The organism is Halomonas sp. E14 (assembly GCF_052568415.1).
Window position 1 is genome coordinate 654,324 of sequence record NZ_CP199423.1, and the last position, 15,084, is coordinate 669,407.

General features: G+C 68.3%; 17 protein-coding genes. 12 read left to right on the forward strand and 5 right to left on the reverse strand.

Features of this window, described 5'->3' with window-relative positions; genetic code table 11:
• Positions 1-94: 94 nt before the first annotated feature.
• The 5 genes from pqqD (at position 95) to ACT7B3_RS03015 (ending at position 4,147) form a co-directional block, all read left to right on the forward strand.
• Positions 95-349: a pyrroloquinoline quinone biosynthesis peptide chaperone PqqD gene (gene pqqD, locus ACT7B3_RS02995; RefSeq protein WP_444678417.1), complete on the forward strand. Its 255-nt coding sequence runs from the start codon at positions 95-97 to the stop codon at positions 347-349.
• On the forward strand, positions 318-1,460 hold the full coding sequence (gene pqqE / locus ACT7B3_RS03000; protein ID WP_445156806.1) for a pyrroloquinoline quinone biosynthesis protein PqqE: 1,143 nt from the start codon (positions 318-320) through the stop codon (positions 1,458-1,460). The genes pqqD and pqqE overlap by 32 nt, the downstream gene beginning before the upstream one ends.
• A 99-nt stretch (positions 1,461-1,559) precedes the next feature.
• Positions 1,560-2,060, forward strand: a complete 501-nt coding sequence (locus ACT7B3_RS03005; RefSeq protein ID WP_444678416.1) for a urate hydroxylase PuuD — start codon at positions 1,560-1,562, stop codon at positions 2,058-2,060.
• Between the two features lie 42 nt (positions 2,061-2,102).
• Complete coding sequence (gene serC / locus ACT7B3_RS03010) at positions 2,103-3,233, forward strand: 3-phosphoserine/phosphohydroxythreonine transaminase (RefSeq protein WP_444678415.1); 1,131 nt, start codon at positions 2,103-2,105, stop codon at positions 3,231-3,233.
• Complete coding sequence (locus ACT7B3_RS03015) at positions 3,218-4,147, forward strand: hypothetical protein (protein WP_445156807.1); 930 nt, start codon at positions 3,218-3,220, stop codon at positions 4,145-4,147. Before serC ends, ACT7B3_RS03015 begins: the two co-directional genes overlap by 16 nt.
• On the opposite strand, the gene nfo is transcribed toward ACT7B3_RS03015, so the two are convergent.
• Positions 4,120-4,977 carry a deoxyribonuclease IV gene (nfo, locus tag ACT7B3_RS03020; protein WP_444678413.1) on the reverse strand — a complete coding sequence of 286 codons (858 nt, stop codon included), beginning with the start codon at positions 4,975-4,977 and terminating at the stop codon, positions 4,120-4,122. The genes ACT7B3_RS03015 and nfo overlap by 28 nt on opposite strands.
• Before the next feature lie 158 nt (positions 4,978-5,135).
• Between nfo and ACT7B3_RS03025 the strand changes: the two genes are divergently transcribed.
• Genes ACT7B3_RS03025 through pdxR form a run of 3 tightly spaced genes read left to right on the forward strand, consistent with a single transcriptional unit; the run spans position 5,136 to position 8,237 of the window.
• The gene (locus tag ACT7B3_RS03025; protein WP_444678412.1) at positions 5,136-5,651 is read left to right on the forward strand and encodes an SRPBCC family protein; all 516 of its coding nucleotides are present in this window, start codon (positions 5,136-5,138) and stop codon (positions 5,649-5,651) included.
• Between the two features lie 47 nt (positions 5,652-5,698).
• On the forward strand, positions 5,699-6,706 hold the full coding sequence (locus ACT7B3_RS03030; protein WP_445156808.1) for a GGDEF domain-containing protein: 1,008 nt from the start codon (positions 5,699-5,701) through the stop codon (positions 6,704-6,706).
• On the forward strand, positions 6,690-8,237 hold the full coding sequence (pdxR, locus tag ACT7B3_RS03035; protein ID WP_445156809.1) for a MocR-like pyridoxine biosynthesis transcription factor PdxR: 1,548 nt from the start codon (positions 6,690-6,692) through the stop codon (positions 8,235-8,237). The genes ACT7B3_RS03030 and pdxR overlap by 17 nt, the downstream gene beginning before the upstream one ends.
• Here the strand turns inward: pdxR and ACT7B3_RS03040 are convergent.
• Genes ACT7B3_RS03040 through ACT7B3_RS03050 form a run of 3 tightly spaced genes read right to left on the reverse strand, consistent with a single transcriptional unit; the run spans position 8,229 to position 10,032 of the window.
• On the reverse strand, positions 8,229-8,948 hold the full coding sequence (locus tag ACT7B3_RS03040; protein ID WP_445156810.1) for a GNAT family N-acetyltransferase: 720 nt from the start codon (positions 8,946-8,948) through the stop codon (positions 8,229-8,231). The two genes, pdxR and ACT7B3_RS03040, sit on opposite strands and share 9 nt — an antisense overlap.
• The gene (locus ACT7B3_RS03045) at positions 8,945-9,556 is read right to left on the reverse strand and encodes an FMN-binding negative transcriptional regulator (protein ID WP_445156811.1); all 612 of its coding nucleotides are present in this window, start codon (positions 9,554-9,556) and stop codon (positions 8,945-8,947) included. The genes ACT7B3_RS03040 and ACT7B3_RS03045 overlap by 4 nt, the downstream gene beginning before the upstream one ends.
• A gap of 11 nt (positions 9,557-9,567) precedes the next feature.
• Positions 9,568-10,032 (reverse strand): GNAT family N-acetyltransferase, encoded by a 465-nt coding sequence (locus tag ACT7B3_RS03050; RefSeq protein ID WP_445156812.1) that lies wholly within the window; start codon positions 10,030-10,032, stop codon positions 9,568-9,570.
• Between the two features lie 368 nt (positions 10,033-10,400).
• On the opposite strand from ACT7B3_RS03050, the gene ogt reads away from it, so the two are divergent.
• Positions 10,401-10,922 (forward strand): methylated-DNA--[protein]-cysteine S-methyltransferase, encoded by a 522-nt coding sequence (ogt, locus tag ACT7B3_RS03055; protein WP_445156813.1) that lies wholly within the window; start codon positions 10,401-10,403, stop codon positions 10,920-10,922.
• Between the two features lie 23 nt (positions 10,923-10,945).
• Here the strand turns inward: ogt and ACT7B3_RS03060 are convergent, their stop codons facing one another.
• On the reverse strand, positions 10,946-12,223 hold the full coding sequence (locus ACT7B3_RS03060; RefSeq protein WP_444678406.1) for an MgtC/SapB family protein: 1,278 nt from the start codon (positions 12,221-12,223) through the stop codon (positions 10,946-10,948).
• A 155-nt stretch (positions 12,224-12,378) separates the two neighbouring features.
• Between ACT7B3_RS03060 and ACT7B3_RS03065 the strand changes: the two genes are divergently transcribed.
• From ACT7B3_RS03065 to ACT7B3_RS03075, 3 genes are all read left to right on the forward strand, one after another.
• The gene (locus ACT7B3_RS03065) at positions 12,379-12,831 is read left to right on the forward strand and encodes a LexA family protein (protein ID WP_445156814.1); all 453 of its coding nucleotides are present in this window, start codon (positions 12,379-12,381) and stop codon (positions 12,829-12,831) included.
• A gap of 2 nt (positions 12,832-12,833) precedes the next feature.
• Entirely contained in the window at positions 12,834-14,108 is a 1,275-nt protein-coding gene (locus ACT7B3_RS03070) for a Y-family DNA polymerase (protein ID WP_444678405.1), read from the forward strand.
• A 104-nt stretch (positions 14,109-14,212) separates the two neighbouring features.
• The gene (locus tag ACT7B3_RS03075; RefSeq protein ID WP_445156815.1) at positions 14,213-15,082 is read left to right on the forward strand and encodes a bifunctional nuclease domain-containing protein; all 870 of its coding nucleotides are present in this window, start codon (positions 14,213-14,215) and stop codon (positions 15,080-15,082) included.
• Positions 15,083-15,084: the final 2 nt, after the last annotated feature.

Here is a 15,084-nt window from a genome sequence, read left to right on the forward strand (position 1 = left end):
GGGAGCGGCCCGTGTCGCTCCCGGCTTCTCGCCAATAACAACAACGGAGGCGGGTGTGATTCCACAGCCAAAGGTGGCGATACACGATCGCTATATGATTAGTCCTACCTTCCTTTTTCGTTGGGAAGAATCCCAGGAAGCCCATGTGCTTCTCTACCCCGAGGGGGTGGTGAAGCTGAATGATACGGCCGCCAATATCCTCATGCTTTGCAATGGCGAAGCCACGGTGGACGTCCTGATTGACGAGCTTCAATCCCACTATGCTGCCGAGCGTGATCTCATCGCCAAAGGCGTCATCGATTTCCTGGAGGTGTCCCATGCCAAAGGCTGGATCCGCCTTGCGCCTTGACGGCGACGGCAAGCCCATCTGGGTGCTATTGGAGCTTACCTACCAGTGTCCGTTGAAGTGCGTCTTCTGCAGCAATCCGGTCGATTTCGATCGTGGTCGCGACAAGGAGTTGAGCACCGACGAGTGGAAGCGCGTCATTCACGATGCCCGCCAAATGGGCGCCATGCAGATCGGCTTTTCGGGGGGTGAACCCACGCTGCGCAAGGATCTCGAGGCGCTGGTGGCGGAGGCCAACGGGCTGGGCTACTACACCAACCTGATCACCTCCGGCATCGGGCTGACCGCCAAGCGGCTGGAAGCGCTCAAGGCCGCGGGTCTCAAGCATATCCAGCTGGGTTTCCAGTCGAGCGACCCGGCCACGGCGAACCGCCTGGCGGGTGTGGAATGTTTCGACAGGAAGCTCGCCATTGCCCGGGAGATCAAGGCCCAGGGGTTCCCCATGGTGCTCAATGTGCCGATCACCCGGCACAACATTGCGCAGGTACCGGAAATCATCGCGCTGGCCAGCGAGCTGGGCGTGGAGTACCTGGAGCTTGCCAACGTGCAGTACTACAACTGGGCGCTGCTCAACCGTGACGAACTGCTGCCGACCCGCGAAGCACTGGAACGGGCCGAGCGGGAAGTGAACCTGGCGCGCCAGCGGCTGGGCGATAGCATGACCATTTTCTTCGTCATTCCCGACTACTACGAGGGGCGTCCCAAGGCCTGTATGAACGGCTGGGGTGCGATTCACCTGACCATCGCCCCGGATGGCACGGCCTTGCCCTGCTCCCAGGCGCGCTCGATCGAAGGGCTGCAATTCCCCAACGTGCGCGAGCATAGCCTGGCGTGGCTGTGGCGCGAGTCGCCGGCGTTCCAGATGTTTCGCGGCGATGCGTGGATGAAGGAGCCCTGCCGCAGCTGCGACGAGCGGGAGCGGGACTTCGGCGGCTGCCGCTGCCAGGCCATGCTGCTGACCGGCGATGCCGCCAACACCGATCCCGCCTGCAGCAAGTCGCCCCATCACCATCTGATTCAGGAGGCGGTGCGCCAGGCAACGGCTGCGGAGCGCCCGGCCGGCGAGCTGATCGCACGCCAGGGCGGTGCCGCCCTGGGGCGGGAGGTGACATGAAGCTGCCGCACGATTCCCTGGGCGGCACCCTGGCCGCCGGGCTGGCCCTTACCGGCGTGCTCTTCCTGCTCGTCCGGACCCTGGTCTAGGAGGCTGCGCATGGCAATGCTCGACTTCGTGTTCCGCTGGGCGCACCTGCTCTTCGCGCTGATCTGGATCGGCCACAACTATGCCAATGTGGTGAAACACCCCACCTTCACGCCCTTGAACGGCGAGCCGAGCGAGACCGAGCGCAGCGCGGCCCTCGAGGCGCGCATGCAGCGCGAGCACGCCATCTTCCGCCATGCCTCCATCGTCGTCTGGCTGTCCGGCATGGGTATGCTGTGGTACCGCGGCTGGCTGGTCGATGCTCTGTTGCTCCAGGGCCCCTATGCCGTGATCGGCATGGGGGCCTGGATCGGCACCCTGATGCTGCTCAACCTGTGGCTGGTGCTGTGGCCCCACCAGAAGAAGGTGCTGGGCTTCGTGCCGGCGCCGATGGAGGAGCGGGTGCGCTGCTCGCGCATCACCTACCTGTCGTCGCGCACCAATACCATCCTGTCGATCCCGCTGCTGTTCTTCATGGCGGCCAGTGGCCATGGCCTGCATCTCTTCTTCTGATCGCCCTGTTCGATGCACGCCAGGGCCCGAGAGGTAACGCCCATGCCCCGTCCCTCCTACAACTTCGCCGCCGGCCCCGGCATGTTGCCCCGCGAGGTGCTGCAGCAGGCCCGCGACGAGCTGATGGACTGGCAGCACAGCGGCATGTCCGTGCTGGAGATGCCCTTCACCAGCGAGGCGTACCGGGCGATCGAACAGCAGGCGCTGCGCGACCTGGCCGAGCTGCTCGATCTGCCGGCGCACTACCGCATCCTGTTCCTGCAGGGTGGGGCCTCGGCGCAGTTCGCGCTGCTGCCGCTGAATCTGTTGCCGCCCGGCGGGCGGGCCGACTACCTCGACACCGGACACTGGTCGCGCAAGGCGATCGCCGAGGGGCGCCGTCATGCCCGGGTGCGGGTTGCCGCCAGCGGGGCCGCCCATGGCTACCGCCGGATTCCTCCGTTCGCCGAATGGCGACTCGATCCGCGGGCGGGCTACTGCCACCTGACCAGCAACGAAACGGCCGACGGCCTGGCCTACACTTGGCTGCCCGATACCGGCGAAGTGCCGCTGGTCGCCGATATGACCTCCGACTTCCTGTCGCGCCCGGTTCCCATCGAGCGTTTCGGGATGATCTATGCCGGGGCGCAGAAGAACATCGGCCCGACGGGGCTGACGATCGTCATTATCCGCGACGACCTGCTGCGCCCGGCGCGGCCGCAGACGCCGACGCTCTTCAGCTACCGCGAGCAGGCCTGCTGCGAGGGTCGTCTCAACACGCCGCTGACCTATGCCGTTTATCTGGCCGGCCTGACGTTTCGCTGGCTGCGGCGGCAGGGCGGGCTGGGCGCCATGGCGGTGCGCAACCGACGCAAGAGCGACAGGCTCTACGTCGCCATCGACGCCAGCGCGCTCTATGTCTGTCGGCAGCAGGCCGCCGACCGTTCCTGCATGAATGTCTGCTTCGAGCTTGCCGCCCCCGGCCTGACCGCCGAGTTTCTGGCCCAGGCCACCGCCCAGGGGCTGCTGCATCTGCACGGGCACCCGGCCGTCGGCGGGGTGCGGGCCAGCCTCTACAACGCCATGCCTGAAGCCGGGGTCGAGGCGCTGATCCGCTTCATGCAGGCGTTCGAGGCGCGATATGCCGGGCGCCGTGGAGTGCCGCCGGAGGCCGGGGCATGCCCCGCCGCCTGATGCTGGCGCTGATGCGCCGCTCGCCGGCGCTGGGGCGCCGGCTGGCCTTCGCCCGTACGTGCCTTGCCGCCAGGCGACGCGGCCAGGGGCAGGCCGGCCGGGCCCGCGCCCAGCCGCGCATGGCGCCGGTTCGGGTTATGGGGCTGGCGTTCGCCAATCCACTAGGCATTGCGGCCGGCTTCGACAAGCGGGGGCAACTGGGCCGGCAGGCAGGGGCACTGGGTTTTGGCGCCATCGAGATCGGCACCTTGACACCGCCCCAGGCGGCCGCCTGGGGCGCCGGCCAGGCCGCTGCGGCAGGCGGCGGCGCGGTGCTGGGCGTCAGCCTCGGCATGGCCGCGGACACCGAGCCGGGGGCTGCCGTCGACGATTACTTGGCCGGAATGTGCTCGGCCTGGGCGCACGCCGACTACTTGACCATCAACCTGTGCAGCCCCCAGGCCGGTGCGCTGCTGGCCCCCGCCTGCCGTGAATGGCTGGAGGCGCTGCTGGTAGCACTCAAGCAGCAGCAGCGGGATCTGGCCGCGCTGACCGGGCGCCAGGTGCCCCTGGCGGTGAAGCTTCGGCTACCGCTGGCGGGGCAGGCCCTGCCAGCGGTAGCGAGCCGGCTGGCGGCGCTGCGGTTCGATGCGCTGGTGGCGGCGTTCGACCTGGGTCCGCCGGCTACCCCGCAGCGCTACCTCGACTGGCAGACGCCCGAGCGGCAGCGTCAGGCCTGCATTCAGGTGAGCCGTCTGGCCGCCGCGCTGGCCGGGCGGCTGCCGATCATCTCGGTGGGCGGCATCTGCTCGGCGGCGCAGGTGGCCGCCCGGCTGCAGGCCGGTGCGGCCCTGGTGCAACTGCACGATGCGCTGGTCTACGAAGGGCCGCTGGTGGCCCGGGCCCTTCAGCCCTCGCCGTCAGTCACGGCCTGAGCGCGCAGCCAGGCGATCTCCTCGGCCCAGATTTCGGGCTCGATGGTTTCCAGCACCATGGGAATCTCGTCGATGCGTGGGTCGCGCATCAGCGTGGTGAAGGCGTCGAGCCCGATGTTGCCCTGGCCCAGGCTGTGGTGGCGGTCGACCCGGCTGGCGTACTCGCTCTTGGCGTCGTTGAGGTGCATGCCGCGCAGGTACGTGAAGCCGACCACTTCATCGAAGGTGTCCAGGGTGGCGGTGCAGGCCTCGGGGGTGCGCAGGTCGTAGCCGGCGGCGAAGGCGTGGCAGGTGTCGAGGCAAACGCCGACCCGCGACTTGTCCTCGACCTGCTCGATGATCTCGGCCAGGTGCTCGAAGCGCCAGCCCAGGTTGGTGCCCTGGCCGGCGGTGTTCTCGATCACGGCAGTGACGCCGCGGGTCTTGTCGAGGGCCAGGTTGATCGACTCGGCGATGCGGGTCAGGCATTCGCTTTCGCTGATCTTCTTCAGGTGGCTGCCCGGGTGGAAGTTGAGCAGCGTCAGGCCGAGCTGCTCGCAGCGCTGCATCTCGTCGAGGAAGGCCGCACGGGATTTCTCCAGGCCGGCCGGGTCCGGGTGGCCGAGGTTGATCAGGTAGCTGTCGTGGGGAAGGATCTGCCCCGGGCCGAAGCCGTGACGCTCGCAGGCGTTGCGAAAGGCCTTGATGGTGGCACCGTCGAGTGGCTTGGCGCGCCACTGGCGCTGGTTCTTGGTGAACAGCGCAAAGGCATCGGCGCCGATCTCGACGGCGCGCAGCACGGCCTGGTCCGGGCCGCCGGCCGCACTGACATGAGCCCCGAGGTATTTCATCTGACGTCTCCAGCTGGGGAAGGTGAGGGGAGTGAAGGTGAAGGGGAAATAGTAGCGCAGCCTGCCGCCCGGCGGCGCCGGGGCAAGGGAAAGACTAGGCTGAGCGAAGAGCGCGCCGTTGCGTTGCCTCGGCGTGGCGATATGACAAGGATGGTGTCATGGCGGATTTTCACTTCGTCTCCCGCTGGTATCTGGAGGCGCCTGTCGAGCAGGTCTACGAGGCCCTGGCGACCCCGTGCCACTGGCCGCAGTGGTGGCCGGAGCTGATCGACGTCGAGGAGCGTGAGCGCGGCGATCGGCAGGGCATCGGACGCACCGAGCATTTCGTGTGGCGAAGCCCGCTGCGCTATACCCTGCGCTTCGATATGCGCGTGTGCCGGGTGCGCTCGCCGTGGCTGATCGAGGGCGAGGCGAGCGGCGATGTGACTGGCCTGGGGCGCTGGGAGCTTAGCGAGCAGGCCGGCCGAACCTGCGTGAAGTATACCTGGCAGGTGCGCACCACCCGGCCATGGATGGGCTGGCTGGCGCGCCTGGCTCGGCCGCTGGTGATCTGGAGCCATCATGCCGTGATGCGGCATGGCGCCGAGGGCCTGGCGCGGCATCTGGCTCGGCCGCTGGAAGCCGCGGTGGAAGAACCGTCGCCCTTGCCGGGCAGGCATGGCAGTCGGCGTTAGGCGACGGTATCCTGCTGCTAAAACCCCTGATAGTTACTGCTGAAAACATGAAGAAAACGCGGGAACAGGAAGCCTTGGCGCCATCGGCCGGGCACAGCCCCGAGGTGGCGGCCGCCGGCGAATCCGACGCGCTGCGCCATGAGCTGGAGCGCCTGCGCAGCGAGAACGTTCGGCTCAAGCGCACCCTGCATCGTGTCCAGCAGATCGCCCGCCTGGGTTATTGGAAGCTCAGCCTGAAGACCCAGGACGTGTTCTGGTCGGATGTGATCTACGACATCTTCGGCGTCGCAGCGTCCTCGTTCACGCCCAGCGTGGAGGCGTTCAAGCAGCGCGTGCATCCGGAGGACCTGCCGATGGTCGAGGCCGCCATCGCCAAGGCGCTGGGGCGCGGCAACTACGATGTGATTCATCGCATCATCCGCCCCAATGGCGAGGTGCGCTGGGTGCATGAGCTGGCTGATTACGTGCCCGATGACGACGACCAGATGCTCATCGGCACGCTGCGCGACATCACCGATCAGAAGATTCTGGAGCAGCGTCTGCGCCTGCTGTCACGCACCGACGAACTCACCGGCCTGTTCAATCGGCGCTACTTCATGAAGCGCCTGGTGCAGGAGCTGGCGCGTTTCCGCCGCTATGCGCGGCCGGCTTCGGTGATCCTGTTCGATTTCGATCACTTCAAGCGCATCAATGACACCCATGGCCATCCTGCGGGTGACCAGGTGCTGGTTCAGACCAGCCGCATGCTGCGCGGCAAGCTGCGGGTCAACGACATTCCAGCGCGCCTGGGAGGCGAGGAGTTTGCGATCCTGCTGCCGGAAACCGAGCTCGATGGCGCCATCGGCGTAGCGGAGAAGCTGCGCCAGCAAGTCAGCGCGCTCTCCTTCGCTTCGGAAGAGGGCCACCTCTTCACCGCCTCGATCACCTGCGGCGTATCGGCCTTCCGCGACCGCGAGGAGACCATCGAAGCCACCCTGCATCGCGCCGACCGCAACCTCTATCAAGGCAAGCGCGCGGGGCGCAATCGGGTTATCGCGGATGAGTGGGATAGCTGACAGGGGGCTGTCTGCCACACCTGCCGGCATCGGGCAGACCGACTGGCTGGCCGATGCGCTGGGCTTGGCGCTGGTAGAAGGCTCGCCCCAGCCGCTGGCCACGCGTCTCTATCATCAGCTGCGCGAGTGGATCCAGACGGGACGCCTGGTTTGCGGTCAGCGACTGCCCTCATCGCGTCAGCTGGCTGGCGAGCTGGGGTTGGGGCGCAACACGGTGCTGGCTGCCTTCGATCAGCTGCTGGCTGAGGGCTTCCTGGTCACGCGTCATGGATCGGGCACTTTCGTTGCCGACCTGGCGTTTCCATGTACCGCTCAACCCATCGCCCAGCCGGCAAAAGCGGTTGGGCTCACTACGTCGCACACGCTACCGTCGCGAGCGGATGCGCCGTCGCTCTCTTCGCGCGGCACGTCGTTGCTGGCGTTCTGTCATGCCGGTCGGGAACGTCCCATCCTGGCCCCCGGCGTGCCGGCGCTGGATCGTTTTCCCCATGGCCCGTGGCAGCGGCTGATACGCCGCCACCAGCAGCGCATGCCGCAGGAGTGGCTGGCCTATCAGGCCCAGGGCGGCGTGCCGACGCTGCGCGAGGCGCTGGCCGACTACCTGCAGCTCTCGCGCTCGGTGCGCTGTCGCCCCGAGCAGATTCTCATCGTGCAGGGGGCGCAGCAGGGCTTCGAGCTGATCGCCAGGCTGCTCAGCGACCCCGGCGACAAGGTGTGGATCGAGGAGCCGGGCTACCCTGGCGCTCAGGCCTGCTTTGCGGCTGCCGGACTCGATTTGCAGGCGGTGCCGGTGGATGACGAAGGCCTCAGCGTCGCGGCTGCGGCGCACGCCGAGAGTCCGAGACTGATCTATGTGACGCCCTCGCATCAATACCCCAGCGGCGTGACCATGAGCCTGTCCCGTCGCTTGGCGCTGCTGGAAGCCGCGGAGCGGCACGGTGCCTGGATCGTCGAGGACGACTACGACAGCGAGTTTCGCTACGGGCAGCGTCCCATCGCCGCCCTGCAGGGGCTCGTCGACGATAGCCGTGTCATCTACGTGGGCACCTTCAGCAAGGTGATGTATCCCGGGCTGCGCCTGGGCTACGTGGTACTGCCCGAGGCCTTGGTCGAGCCGTTCCGCCGGGCCAACGCGCGGCTTCACCGCGAGGGGCAGTACCCGGTACAGGCGGCCTTGGCGGAGTTCATCGTCGGCGGGCAGTTCTCACGTCACATCCGACGCATGCGTGACTGCTACCGTCGGCGTCAGGCGCTGCTGCGCAAGGCCCTGGCGCCCGCCGTGGCACGCGGCCTGCGTCTCTCCGACGGGCAGGCCGGCATGCATCTGGTGGCCTGGCTCGACGAGGCGGAGCAAGAGCGTGAACTGCTCGGGCGGGGTGCGGCGCAGGGCCTCTCGCTGTCGCCGCTGTCGAGTTATTACCTCAAGGCACCCGCTCGCCCCGGCCTGGTGCTGGGCTATGCCGGTACCGTGGAGGCCGAGATCGAACGGGCCGGGCGCTGGCTGGCGCGCGAATGGCTGAGCCTAGGTTGACAGCGCCGATAGCGACGACCTCTGACGACCCGCGTCATCGAAGTTGTCCGCTGCGAGCCAGCGCATCAGGCGGGCTTCGTTGGCAGGCCATTCGTCGTCGAGCAGCGAGAACCAGGCGGTGTCGCGGTTGCGTCCCTCGACTACACGGTGCTGACGGAATATCCCCTCGAAGCGAAAGCCCAGGCGCTCGGCGGCACGCCGCGAGGCGGCGTTGAGCGCATCGCACTTCCATTCGTAGCGCCGGTAGCCCAGGGCGAAGGCGTGGCGCATCATCAGCAGCATGGCTTCGGTGGCCGCCGGCGTGCGGCGAAGCGGCGGCGTGAAATGGAGATGGCCGACCTCGATGCTGCCGTGCTCCGGCACGATGTTGAGGTAGCTGGCCAGCCCCAGGGCCCGCCCGGATTTTGCTTCGACGATGGCGAAGAAGAGTGGGTCCTCGCTGCGCGCACGCTCGGCCAGCCAGGCATGACACTGCTCGGCATCGCTGAACGGCATGCCGCCGGAATAGGCCCAGCGTGCTTGTGGTGTGTCATGGGGCCCCTCACCGGGCAATAGAAAGGCGGCGAACAGCGAATCGCCATGGCGCTCTGCCGACAGCGGTTCGAGGCGAACCCGTTCTCCCTGCAGAGGGGTTCGCTGCGGCCGGCTTGCCGGCTGCCAGCCGGGCAGGGCGACACCGAGGGGGCGGTCGTCTACGGGCCGCGTGCTCATGCCTGCCGCTCCTCGTCTGCCAGTGTCTGCATCTCGTGCCAAAGCTGGCGCGCCTGCGGGTCGGCGCTCTGCGCCAGGGCCGCTTCGACCCCTGCCTGATCGGCCCGGGAGCGCTGCCGGCCGAGTTTGGCCTTGCCTTCGAGGGCTTCGATGCGCAGGCGAAAGCCGACCACGCCGGCCTGCATCTTTTCCAGGTAGTCGTGCTCGCGGCCCAGCGAATCGAGCAGGGCGGGTTCGAAGTGGGCCAGGCTGCGCGCGAGCAGCTCCCGCGTGGCCGCGGCGTCCAGCAGCTCCAGGCGCCCCGTGGCATGCACGGCCAGGTAGTTCCAGGTGGGCACGGCAGGCCGGCTGGCGTACCAGCTCGGCGAGACATAGGCGTGGGGCCCGCTGAAGATCGCCAGCGCCCGGTTGCCGTCCAGCGCTCGCCAGTGAGGATTGGCCCGGGCGACGTGGCCGTAGAGCGAACCGAGCTCGCCTTCGCTTCGTTCCAGCGTCAGGGGCAGGTGGGTAGCCTGCAGATCGGCGCCGACCAGCACGGCGAAGCCGTAGCGCTCGACCAGCGCCCAGGCCTGCTCGCGCGTCAGCCGCATCGATGGGGGAACGTACATGGCGCCTCCGCTCAGCCCTGGTCTGCCTGGGTGTCGAACAGCAGACCGTAGTGATAGAAGGTCGTATCGCGCTGCCAGCCGAGCGATTCGTAGAGCGCCTGGGCGGTGCGGTTGTCGATCTCGGTGGCGAGCTTGAGATGGCCGACGCCATGGGCTCGGGCGAGCTCCCTGGCGGCCTGCATCAGGGCGCGCCCGACGCCGCTGCGACGAGCCTCGGGGGCGACGAACAGATCGTTGAGCAGCCACAGCGGAGCCAGGCGCACGGTGGAAAGCAGGGGGTAGAGCTGTACGAAACCCTGCAGTTCTCCCTGGCTGCCGGTATCGACCAGGATGTAGGAGTCGCCGCGCTCCAGGCGCGCCTGCAGGAACTGCCGGGCGCCTTCGAGATCGGGCGCCTGACGGTAGAACTGCCGGTAGCCGTCGAGCAGCTGGCTGAGTGGCTCCAGGTCGTTACGGGTGGCTTGGCGAATGGTCATGGGTGGCTCCTCTGCGTTGCGCTGGGTGAGGGCCAGTGTGGTATGAGTCTGGTTCCTTGCTAAGGGCCAGTTTGACGTCATTCAGGAGAACCACTTTGCGTTGGCAGGGAGGCTGCAAAAGATACCGGCCATCGGCCATGGGCGGGCTAGAATGGAGCGATGACGCTCTCGATCGCAGCGCATCGCTGAGGCGGCGCGCCATGCACGGGCTGCGGGAGAGCTTCGGGCTTGGCCGTGCAGCGGCGCTGACGGAGCCGGGCAAATGCTCCGCGCCGAGGCCTGGCGGCCCTGGCGTGGCTACGCCGTGATGCACCTATGGCATGCCGATGCGGTCGCAAGGCAGGCAACAGCGAGATAGGAGAGAGGCAATGCAACTCTGGCTGGATCGATTGGCGTCCCCGGTGGGCGAGCTGCGCCTGGTCGTGGACGAACAGGGCGCGCTGCGAGCGCTGGAATTCGACGATCACGACGAACGCCTGCACCGCCTGCTGAAGCGCCACTACGGCCGCTACGAGCTTATCCCGGGAGCGGCGCCCGCGGCCATTCGGCAGGCCCTGGCGGCCTACTTCGAGGACGATGCCTCCCGGCTTGCGGCACTAACGGTCGCTACCGGCGGCACGCCGTTCCAGCGCCTGGTGTGGCAGGCGCTGCGCGAGATCCCGGCGGGCAGCACGATCAGCTATGGCGAGCTGGCGAAGCGGATCGGGCGGCCAGGGGCCTGCCGCGCGGTAGGCCTGGCCAACGGTGCCAACCCCGTGGCGATCGTGGTGCCGTGCCATCGGGTTATCGGGGCCAACGGCACCCTTACCGGCTATGGCGGCGGGCTGCCGCGCAAGCAGTGGCTGGTGGCGCACGAGCGCCGCCTGAACGTGCCGGCAGTGCCGGCCTAGCCCAGGCTCAGGCCAGCCAGGGCTCAGGTTAGCCAGGCGACGGCCAGGCCCGCCGCCGCCGAGGCCGCGATCGGGCCGACGATGCAGCGGGTCAGGCGTGCATTGCCCGCGGTGGCGGTCAGCACCACCTTGAACAGGTTGTTTACCGAGGCGGCCAGCAGGATGCCCAGCACGGCGGTGGACACCGTGATGGTTTCCGGCGCCAGGCGGCTGAGCGACAGGGCGATGGCATGCACGTCGGCAATGCCGGAGGTGGCGGCCAGCAGGTAGATGCCGGCTTCGCCGAGCCAGTCGCGCAGCCACTCGCCCAGCACCATCACCACCGCCAGCAAGGCGCCGAGCACCAGCGCGGCGCGCAGCTCCAGCGGGTTCTGGGTCATCGGCTGGTGGGTCTTGAGGTGGCGGCGGTGGCGCCGCCACAGCCACAGCGCCGGCAGGGTGAGCGCCACCCCCATGGCGGCCAGCGGGGCCAGCAGCCGGGGCAACAGGGCCGGGCCGACCAGGGCGGCGTAGAGCAGCAGGCGCGGCAGCATGGTGCCGCAGGCGAGCAGGATGCCGGCGGCCAGCATCGGTGCCAGCTGCGGCTCGCGGCGGGCCTGGCGGGCGTACTGCAGGGTCAGTGCGGTGGACGAGCTCAGCCCGGCGAACAGCCCGGTGAACAGGATGCCCTTCTCGGTGCCGCCGATCCGCACGGCAAAGTAGCCGATGAACGAGATCGAGGCGATCAGCACCACCAGCCACCAGATCGCATAGGGGTTGAGCACCCCGCCGGGGCCCATGTCCTCGTTGGGCAGCAGCGGCAGCATCACCACACTGATCAGCAGCAGCTTGAGGCCGGCGGCGAGCTCATTGGCTTCGAGCTTGTGCAGCAGGCCGTGGATCTCGCGCTTGTTATCGAGGATCAGCGCGGTGACCACCGCACAGGCCGTGGCCAGGGCGATCTCCACCGCCACCGCCAGGGCACCGAAGCAGAAGGTCAACAGCAGCCCGATCAGGCCGGTGATGCTGTAGTCCCGGCTCTTTTCCATGCTGGCCCGGTAGCCGGCCAGGGCGATGCCGGCGACCGCCAGGAAGATCAGTGGAAACGCCCAGGAGGTGAGCGTTTCCGATAGCAGCGCCGCGATGCCGCCGAACAGCCCCACCAACGCGTGGGTGCGCACCCCGGCCACCCGCTCGCCCCATTCGCGCTTGCGCGCCGACCATCCGCGCTCGATGCCGATCAGCGCACCCAGCAGCAGCGCCACGGCCAGCTCCATGAGGATGGCATTATCGGCCAGAAACTCGCTGGCGATGTCGTCCATGGTGGTTTCCCTTCCCTGGAAAGCTCCTTCCCTCAGCATGGAGGGCGATCGCGCTGCCTTCAAACCTGGCGACGGTGTCGTGCTGCCCGTTCAGGGCTTGCCAAGGGGCGGCATCGCAAGAATACTGTATGGGAGTACAGTATATGGAGGCCCTCATGCCGCTCACTTCACTTCCTCTGCTGCGCGTTGTCGGTCGACCCGCCACGCGGCCCGTGCCGCAGCCCTTGCCCCTGCTGGGTTGCCGGGTCCGCGCCGGGTTTCCCAGCCCTGCCGACGACCATCTCGACATCGACCTGGACCTGCACGATCACGTGGTGAAGCGCCCGGCCTCCACCTATTTCGTGCGTGCCGAAGGTGACTCGATGCAGGGCGACGGCATTTATGACGGCGACCTGCTGGTGGTGGACCGCAGCCTGGAACCGCTGCCCGGCCGGGTGGTGATCATCGCCGTGGACGGCGAACCCACGGTCAAGCGGCTGGTGCGCCAGGGCGGGCGTACCGTGCTGCTGGCCAGCAACCCGCGCTTTGCGCCGATCCCGCTGGATGGCAGAACGTGCCACGTCTGGGGCGTGGTCACCCATGTGATTCACGCCTTGCCGGGGGGTTGACCATGATCGCGCTGGTGGATGGCGACAGCTTCTACGTGAGCTGCGAACGGGCGTTCAACCCGCGGCTGGAAGGACTGCCGGTCGGTGTGCTGTCGAACAACGACGGCTGCGTGGTGGCGCGCTCCCGCGAGCTCAAGGCGCTGGGGGTGGCCATGGGGGCACCGCTGCACCTGCTGCCGCCGGCCATTCGCCGCCAGGCGGTGCTGCTGTCGAGCAACTACGCCCTCTACGGCGACGTGTCGCGCCGGGTCAATCAGGTGCTGGCGGAGTTCTCCCCGGAGGTGGAGCTCTACTCCATCGACGAAAGCTTCGTGCACTTCGACGGCTTCGACCCCGCCGGGCTGGAGGCCCACTGCCAGCGGCTGCGCCAGACGGTGCGCCGCTGGACCGGCATCCCGGCCGGTGTGGGGGTGGCGCCCACCCGGGTGCTGGCCAAGGTGGCCAACCGCCTGACCAAGCGCGAGCCTGCCTACGAAGGGGTGTGCCTGCTCGAAGCCGACAGCGACGTGACGCGCCGGGTGCTGCAGGCGCTGCCGGTCGGCGACCTCTGGGGCGTGGCTCGGCGCACGGCCGAGCGGCTTGCACTGCTGGACATCACTACCGCCTGGGAGCTGCGGCAGGCCGATCCCAAGCGGATCCGCAGCGCCTTCTCGGTGGTGCTCGAGCGCATCGTCTGGGAGCTGCGCGGCCGACCCGCCATCCGTCTCGAGGACATGACGCTGCCGCGCCAGCGCATCCTGGTATCGCGCTCCTTCGGCAGGCTGACCCGCGACCTGGCCGATCTGCAGGCCGCCACCCGCCAGCATGCCGCACGCGCCGCCGAGAAGCTGCGTCGCCAGGGCAGCCTGGCGCGGGCGGTGCTGGTATTCGTGCGCACCAACCCCCACCGGCTGGGCGACCCGCAGTACACCAACAGCCAGATCGTCGCGCTGCCGGAGCCCAGCGCCGACACGCCCACGCTGCTCGCGGCGGCGCGCCGGGCGCTGGAAACGGTGTTCCTGGAGGAGCATCGCTACCAGAAGTGCGGCGTTATACTGCTGGACCTGGTGGAGGGCGAGCGCTGCCAGGGCTCGCTGCTCGATGAGCCCGGCGATGAGCATAGGCGCGACCGCAGCCGTCGGCTGATGGCCACCCTCGACCGGCTCAACCGCGAGATGGGGCGCGATACCGTGCGCTTCGGCCTGCCGCACAAGGACAATGCCTGGGCCCTGCGCTGTCAGCACCGCACCCAGCGCTACACCACCCGCTGGGATGAGCTGATGAAGGTCAGGTCCTGACCCCCCTCTCTATCTCGCACACCGGGTTCGCTCACCCCGCCGCATGGCGGGGTGCAGCCATGAGTGCCATGCTCTAGGCATTGTTGCTAGCAGGGGAGAAGTCCATGACATTGCCGGTTCGCGGTTATCGTCTGCTGTCGCTGCTGTGTGGCCTCGCGCTGCTGCTGAGCGCGCATGCCGTGAGTGCCCGCGAACTGGCGGCAGAGGTCGACGAGATGGTGGAAGTCGAGGTTGCCACCGTGGGCATCGCCGGCTTCGGTGTGCCAGTGGTGTTGCTGCGCGAGCCCGGTGCGCGCGAGGTGGTGCCGATCTTCGTCGGTTCCAACGAGGCCAGCGCCATTTTGCGCGGCCTGGGCGGTGCACGGGCGCCGCGCCCCATGACCCATGAGCTGTTCGGCGATGTGCTGGGCGGGATCGATGTCACCTTGGTGCGGGTATTCGTCGACGACCTGGTCGACAACACCTTTCTCGGCATGCTGGAGCTGCGCATCGCCGAGCGCGACGAGCCGGTCCGCATCGACAGCCGGCCGAGCGATGCGATCGCCCTGGCGCTGCAGGTCGGGGCCAGCATTCATGTGGCGCCCCAGGTGCTGGCGGCCGCACGCCAGATCGAGTTCGAGGGGCTGGAAGATCAGGTAGTGGCCGCCCTCGGCATCACGGTGGCCCCGGTCAGCGACGACCTGCGTGAAGCGCTGGGCCTGCCCGACCGCGAAGGGGTGCTGGTCAACGATACCCGCGGCCCGGCGCTGAGCGCCGGCCTGGCGCCCGGGGCGCTGCTGCTCGAGGTGAACGGCGAGATCCCCACCACGCCCATGCGCTTCCTCGAGCTGGTGCGGGACACGCCGGTGGGCGAGGAGGCGCAGCTGCGCTACTGGCAGGAAGGCGAGGAGCACACGCTGAGCCTGCCCACCGCCGTGCCGCCCCCGGGGCCGGTGCCGCAGCATCGGCTGCAGTCACCGGGTACCCAGGTGTGAGC